This window comes from Psychrobacter sp. FME13, from assembly GCF_014861395.1.
Taxonomy (GTDB): domain Bacteria; phylum Pseudomonadota; class Gammaproteobacteria; order Pseudomonadales; family Moraxellaceae; genus Psychrobacter.
Genome location: NZ_RRYV01000175.1, coordinates 1 through 6255, shown reverse-complemented (window position 1 = coordinate 6255; position 6255 = coordinate 1). Strand labels below are relative to the sequence as shown.

The window sequence follows — 6255 nt, the reverse complement described above, 5'->3', positions numbered from 1 at the left end:
CGGCCTTATCAGAGAGTACTTGCCTAAGGGTTGTGACTTTAGACAAGTCTCTGATGATGAGATGCAGGACATTGAGAACAAATTAAACAACAGACCAAGAAAACGATTAGGGTTTAAGACGCCTATGCAGGCGTTCTATAATATTAATTAGCGTTGCACTTGGTGTGTTAATCTAAGTTTATTTAAAATCGGCATAGGCCCATCAAGTTCGCATACAGTCGGACCGATGGTTGCTGCCAACCTTTTTTTAGCATCATTCACCAAGCAAACAGCACTGACAACGATTAAAACAATTGAAATTGAGCTTTATGGCTCTTTGGCAGCGACAGGCAAAGGACATGCAACAGATACAGCCATCTTGCTCGGACTACTTGGCCATACACCCAGTACGATAGACACGCGTATGACTAGCAATTATCTAGCCCCCATTTTCTCTGACAAGGTATTAGCGGTATCAGGCACACATAGCATTGGATTTGATACAGAGCAAGACATTCATTGGCATGATGATACGGTTCTACCCTATCACCCTAATGCACTGACACTTCGAGCAGTACTAACAGATAGCACTCTGTATCAGAAAACATATTATTCAGTCGGTGGCGGCTTTGTGATTAATGAAGAAGATGCCACCAATCCAGATGAAGATCATGCCAGCCCGACAATTGATGTGGTTCCTTACCCGTTTAATAGCGCTGCAGAACTATTAGAGCAATGCCATCAGCACCAGCTGAGCATTAGCGAGTTGGTACTGGCAAATGAATGTCACTACCGCGACCAAGCTGACGTTTTTGCTTATTTGGATTCTATTTGGACGGCTATGCAAGACTGTGTAACACGAGGATGTCAAAGCAGTGGCATATTACCTGGTGGTTTGGATGTAAAGCGTCGTGCTCAATCCTTGCATCTGCAATTGTGCGCTGAGAAACACCAGACTCTGACGGAAAATGATAAGCTTGCCGCGATGGATTGGATTGACCTATATGCCTTGGCGGTCAATGAAGAGAACGCCAACGGTGGCAATGTTGTGACTGCGCCTACCAATGGTGCGGCAGGCATTATCCCTGCGGTCATGCATTATTACCGTGACTTTTTAGCAAACTACAGCATTGAAGGTGCACGCCAGTTTTTATTAAATGCCACCGCTATCGGTAGCTTAATCAAACAGAACGCCTCAATATCTGGTGCTGAGGTCGGCTGTCAAGGTGAGGTTGGCTCCGCTTGTGCAATGGCAGCCTCTGCATTGGCCGAAATACTAGGCGGCGATCCTGCCAAATGCCTCAATGCTGCAGAAATTGGCATTGAGCATAACTTAGGCCTGACCTGCGATCCTGTTGGCGGCTTGGTACAGGTGCCCTGCATCGAGCGCAATGCGATGGGCGCGGTAAAAGCAGTTAATGCTGCTCGTCTTGCCTGCCGCGGTAATGGACAGCACTTTGTCTCTTTAGATAAAGTGATCGAAACCATGAGAGTAACAGGGGCTGACATGCTCGATAAATATAAGGAAACATCACGTGGCGGACTTGCCATCTATGCAGACAACCGCATACCTACAGCGACTCGTGGATTTAGTGTTAATTATAGCCAGTGTTAATGTTAAACATATATAGTCAGTGAAATACAGTCAAAATATCCTAAAAACGCTACGGTATTGCTGATATCGATTTTTTGTAGCCTCTGTCTGCGCAGGCACAGCAAGCGAGAAAAATTTATATCAGCGATGCATGGTGTATTGATATTACTTTTCACTGACCATACTAAACCGCTACGGCGTTACCCTCCTTAGATGTACTATTTGTACAATCTATAATCGTTCGACTATAGTTAGATATATTCCCAAAAGCATTACCTTACAAACAACAAAAAAAGCCTCTAATACTTTAGAGGCTTTTTATCATGTGCGATATCTATTCATAATTGCACAATATATCGGCACTTTTAGCTACGATAATCGGCATTTATTTTGACATAGTCATAGGATAAATCGCAGGTATATACCGTATCACTGAAATCACCACGTGCAAGATCAATATGGATGGTAATCTCAGGGCGACTCATGACCGTATTGCCCGCCTCTTCCATATAACTGGGCGCAACACCGCCATTTTCACATATCATCACATCATCGAGATAGACATCGACTTGTTCGGTATCCAAATCTTCAACACCAGCATAGCCAACAGCAGCTAAGATACGTCCCCAGTTAGCATCACTGGCAAAGAACGCTGTTTTTACGAGTGGTGAATGAGCAACGGCATACGCCACATCACAACACTCTTGTGTCGTCTGACCACCAGTAACTTTTACTGTCATAAACTTGGTTGCGCCTTCTCCGTCACGCACAATCAATTGTGCCAAACGTAAGAACACTTCACTCAAAGCAGCAAACACAGCTTTATAATGTGGGTGTTCTGGGCTATCAATCACCTCTGAGCTAGCAGCACCAGTGGCTATCAAGACACAACAGTCATTGGTCGAGGTATCACCATCGACAGTAATACGGTTAAAAGACTGCTCATTGATGGCACTTAGCATTTCTTGTAATACGTTAGCTGCGATATTGGCGTCAGTCGCTACGTAACCCAGCATGGTGGCCATATTTGGCCGTATCATACCTGAGCCTTTTGACATTCCTGTAACGTGGTAGTTAGTGCCAGCAACATCAATTTTTTGGCTGGCAAGCTTAGGAATGGTGTCAGTAGTGCGAATACCATTTGCTGCTGCAAGCCAATTATCAGCGCCTAGATTGGTAAGCGCATTATCCAAACCTGCGATCACTGCATCGCTATTCAACGGCTCACCAATGACACCAGTAGAGAATGGCAATACGCTACTACTATCCACCCCTGCCTTACTAGCCAGTGCAGTACAGATATCGATAGCACGACGTTTGCCATCAGCGCCCGTTCCTGCATTGGCATTGCCTGTGTTGGTCACCAAATAGCGTGGACTGGCTTTCGCAAAATTCTCACGTAAGACACTTACAGGTGCAGCACAAAAAGTATTTTTGGTAGTAACAACAGCAGTAGTCGCCGTATCTGCTATCTCAATCACGACCAAATCGTCACGGTCTTTGTAACGCACGCCCGCTGCGGTCGCACTCAATTTGATACCTTCGATAGGATAAATCGTATTGGGTATTGCTACATTTCCGACAGCCATTATGAAATCCTTATTGTTCAGTTTTGAGAGGATATAGTTTAATTAGAACACGCCTTAATACTATATGTTTACTACAATTTTTTTAAATCAAAAGCCGACCAAATTGGCGCATGGTCAGAGGGTTTTTCCATCGCTCGCAGCTCATAACTGATACCTGCCTCAACACATGCATCAACTAAATCTGCGGTACACAGAATATGATCGATACGCAGTCCACGCTTAGGCTCATCATTAAAACCTCGGCTACGGTAGTCAAACCAACTATAAAACTCAGTGCTTTCTGGATAATGCAAACGGTACGTATCCGTCAACTCACGTGACATCAATGCACTATACCACTCACGTTCTTCTGGCAAAAAAGAGCTTTTTCTATTTTTAAGCCAGCGCTTTGCATTGGCTTCACCGATACCGATATCAACATCCTCTGGAGCGATATTCATATCTCCCATAATGATGAGTGAACGACCCTCTGCTTTTAGCGTATCAATATAAGTCATCAAGTTTGCATAGTAAGCACGTTTCATCGGAAATTTGGTCGGATGATCTTGGCTTTCTCCTTGCGGGAAATAACCATTGAGAACATCGACTTCACATCCATCAAACTCATACCGCGCATGAATGAAACGCTTTTGTGCTTCTTCATCTTCACCAGGAAAACCTTTTTGCACAAAAATAGGTGCGACTTTAGATAAAAGCGCAACACCATAATGTGCTTTTTGCCCAAAATATTCTACGTGATAACCCAAACTTTCTATATTTTCTATAGGAAACTGCTCATCATGTACTTTGGTTTCTTGCAGACCCATCACATCAGGATCGATGACGTCTCGCACAGCCTCAAGTTGATGTTGGCGAGCACGAATACCATTAATATTAAAGCTGACAAAACGGGTCATAAGTTATCCTATACTGATTGATGAAAATACGGTACTAATACGAATAGTTGAGAGGCAAAATACAAACCCCTATGATAACAGACGTAGAGCGACCTAACTATTGCGTGTCCTGATATCTTAAGCTAGAGTAGCTCTTATTATTAATTATTGTTTCTCTCATAGTTTTGGACAACACGTTACTATCGTTCCAACCCTATCATTAAAAAACGACATTATTATTAGACAAAAACAGAAATTACTAGAGTGCCCCTTAGCAGCTATTTAGCAAAAACTTCAAACCATTTCTATTTATTTATACTGATAACAATACCGAGCATGATTATGACAACCACTAATAGCAAAAGTCCAATTACCGCATTAACAGCGACCAACGAAATTACGCCATTGTTTGCTAAAGATTATAATGTCTATATTAACCATACTGATGCTGGCGGTATAGTCTACCATGCCAATCATTTGGTGTTTTTCGAAAACTGCCGCCGCGATTGGTTTAGTCATCTTGGTTTGAATGGCTATTTTTTGCAGACGGATAAAGGTGATGTACAGCATTTTGTCGTGAGTCAAGCAGACTTGCAATACAAACGAGCCATTCTCTTAGATGAAGTCATCAGCGTGCGTGTCGATAAAATAGAGTTAAAGCCTGCCAGTATAATTTTTCATCAAAGTATTCATCGCCATATAGCAGACAGCACCACTAGCCATAATATCAATGCGAGCAGCAGTTTATTAAGTAGCGCCAAAATCGTTATTGCCTGTGTACAAAATCAAGTAAGATCAAATACCATTGGTAATGACACTGCATCTATGCGCCCTATCCGTGTGCCACAAAAATTACGTACTGCCATTGAACAAGCCATTAACGAGCAAATGAATGCACAGTGATACTAAGGTATGAGTAAACAAAATGGTAAAAATGTGCATGATGTTAAGCTAACATTCGAGAATGTTTGGGTGTACAGCCAAGACACAGCTAGTCGCTATACCCATGATCATGACACAAACATTGACACAAAAACATCTCGACCACCTAGCATTTATCAAAAATGGTCTGATAAATTCAGAAAATTCGTAGCAGCCGACCCTATTTCTATTACCCATAAACGAGTATTAATAAATGGTGTGACTGGTCAGCTGCTGGCAGGGCAAGTAACCGTCTTGACTGGGTCTTCTGGTAGTGGAAAATCCGTATTGTTACGAGTATTAGCAGGACTATTGCCTATAAGCCGCGGTGATATTTACTTAAATAACGATGACATCTCAAGTATCAATGCCTATCAGAGCATTCACGATACCGTTCCCACACAATGGCGCACCCAGATAGCCTTACTAGCACAACATCCACAGTTACTAGAAGGCCGTGTCATTGACAATCTAAAAATACCCTATAGTCTACAAGCTCATCAGCAGCGCCGTTTTGATATAGATTGGCATATAGCACAGCTTGAACATATGCAACGAAACGCTGATTTTTTGTATCAAGATACCACTTACTTATCTGGTGGCGAACGGCAGTTGGTCAATACCTTACGTCTTTTACAATTAAGTCCGCAGGTATTATTACTAGATGAGCCTACAGCTGCTTTAGACGTCGATACGTCAGCACAGCTGGTACAACTACTTATGAGCTGGCTACGGCTAGATAGAAGGCGCACATTATTGTGGGTTACTCATGATACGCAAGATATCATGCCATTAGCCAATCATCACTGGCATATGCAAGCAGGAATACTATCCCAAGTTTTTTAACACAAGCAACCAAAACCAATACCTTTAATCGTTACAGAAAACGATAAGCGGTACGGATGATATACAGATGATTCTAATTTACGGTGATATCGCCCTTGCCAGCAGTCTAATTTTCATCGTTCTTATCGTGTCATGGCGACTACGCTTACATCTGACCAAAATACTATTAACCGCTGCGATTCGCACGGTGGTGCAGCTTAGTTTCATCGGTTTGATATTGGCTTGGATTTTTGCACGTAAACAATGGTATGAAGTACTTCTTATTTTGACCATCATGACCTTGATTGCTGGCAGTGCTGCCAAAAACCGGGTCAAACGCAGATATAAAGGCTTACTGACGGATACCTTCCTTGCAGTCAGCACCTCAGCGACATTGGTCACTGCCATAGCCGTTATGGTAACCCTCCCAAACTTAAGACACCTAATAAATAGAATTAAGCTGCCTGATTGA

Annotated in this window: 5 protein-coding genes and 2 pseudogenes; 5 read left to right on the top strand and 2 right to left on the bottom strand. The window is 42.7% G+C overall.

The window, feature by feature from the left end; all coding sequences use genetic code 11:
• Nucleotides 1–151, top strand: a pseudogene (locus EI164_RS17150) (IS30 family transposase); the annotation flags it as partial.
• A 27-nt stretch (nt 152–178) separates the two neighbouring features.
• Nucleotides 179–1594 (top strand): annotated as a pseudogene (locus tag EI164_RS14120) (L-serine ammonia-lyase); the annotation flags it as partial.
• A gap of 344 nt (nt 1595–1938) precedes the next feature.
• Here EI164_RS14120 and argJ read toward each other — a convergent pair.
• Entirely contained in the window at nt 1939–3162 is a 1224-nt protein-coding gene (argJ, locus tag EI164_RS14115; RefSeq protein WP_192520563.1) for a bifunctional glutamate N-acetyltransferase/amino-acid acetyltransferase ArgJ, read from the bottom strand.
• A 71-nt stretch (nt 3163–3233) separates the two neighbouring features.
• Nucleotides 3234–4058 carry an exodeoxyribonuclease III gene (xthA, locus tag EI164_RS14110; RefSeq protein WP_192520562.1) on the bottom strand — a complete coding sequence of 275 codons (825 nt, stop codon included), beginning with the start codon at nt 4056–4058 and terminating at the stop codon, nt 3234–3236.
• A gap of 321 nt (nt 4059–4379) precedes the next feature.
• Between xthA and EI164_RS14105 the strand changes: the two genes are divergently transcribed.
• From EI164_RS14105 to EI164_RS14095, 3 genes are all read left to right on the top strand, one after another.
• Complete coding sequence (locus EI164_RS14105; protein ID WP_192520561.1) at nt 4380–4940, top strand: thioesterase family protein; 561 nt, start codon at nt 4380–4382, stop codon at nt 4938–4940.
• Between the two features lie 9 nt (nt 4941–4949).
• Nucleotides 4950–5804 (top strand): ATP-binding cassette domain-containing protein, encoded by an 855-nt coding sequence (locus EI164_RS14100; protein WP_192520560.1) that lies wholly within the window; start codon nt 4950–4952, stop codon nt 5802–5804.
• A gap of 67 nt (nt 5805–5871) precedes the next feature.
• Nucleotides 5872–6255: an ABC transporter permease gene (locus tag EI164_RS14095; RefSeq protein WP_225739315.1), complete on the top strand. Its 384-nt coding sequence runs from the start codon at nt 5872–5874 to the stop codon at nt 6253–6255.

Bases quoted from the DNA above. Each gene is read 5' to 3' on its own strand.
- EI164_RS14105 (WP_192520561.1), top strand. From the start codon at position 4,380: ATGACAACCACTAATAGCAAAAGTCCAATTACCGCATTAACAGCGACC.
- EI164_RS14100 (WP_192520560.1), top strand. From the start codon at position 4,950: ATGAGTAAACAAAATGGTAAAAATGTGCATGATGTTAAGCTAACATTC.
- xthA (WP_192520562.1), bottom strand. From the start codon at position 4,058: ATGACCCGTTTTGTCAGCTTTAATATTAATGGTATTCGTGCTCGCCAA.
- EI164_RS14095 (WP_225739315.1), top strand. From the start codon at position 5,872: ATGATTCTAATTTACGGTGATATCGCCCTTGCCAGCAGTCTAATTTTC.
- argJ (WP_192520563.1), bottom strand. From the start codon at position 3,162: ATGGCTGTCGGAAATGTAGCAATACCCAATACGATTTATCCTATCGAA.